Origin of the sequence: Liquorilactobacillus sicerae, from assembly GCF_029916425.1 — a bacterium.
GTDB lineage: Bacteria > Bacillota > Bacilli > Lactobacillales > Lactobacillaceae > Liquorilactobacillus > Liquorilactobacillus sicerae.
On sequence record NZ_JAHAVQ010000174.1, the window covers coordinates 1 to 478 of the forward strand.

The window sequence follows — 478 nt, forward strand, 5'->3', positions numbered from 1 at the left end:
GCTGATATCGATGCAGCAATTACATTTATACAAAAGAATTCTCAGATTACGATTGTGCAAAAAATTGGTCATACGCTGCTTTTATATTTGCCATCATCGAATCCTGATTATCAAAAAATTTCAGTTGAGGTGAATGAACTTGCTCACTAGTCTTTCTTCTATGAAAACCTTTGTTCAACCAAAAACGGCTTTGGATGGTCAAAAAGAAAAACATCGAATTGGTATCTTTGGCGGTACTTTTAATCCGATTCACAATGGACAATTGATAGCCGCTGAGCAGATTTGCAATCAGCTGGGACTTGACAAGGTTTACTTTATGCCGGATGCAATGCCCTTTGGTGGTACTCATGAAAACGCCGTTGAACCATCTGCTAGAGCTGAGATGATTAGATTGGCGATTCGTGGGAATTCAAAGTTTGGTATTGAATTAACACCAATTCACGATGGTGGACAGCAGTCGACATATAGTGTTTTGAAG

The 478-nt window shown here is 38.9% G+C and carries 1 protein-coding gene; it reads left to right on the forward strand.

The annotated features are described in order from the left end of the window. Positions 1-133: 133 nt before the first annotated feature. The coding region (locus KH893_RS11845) for a nicotinate-nicotinamide nucleotide adenylyltransferase (RefSeq protein ID WP_427860409.1) at positions 134-478 on the forward strand (345 nt) is incomplete at its 3' end.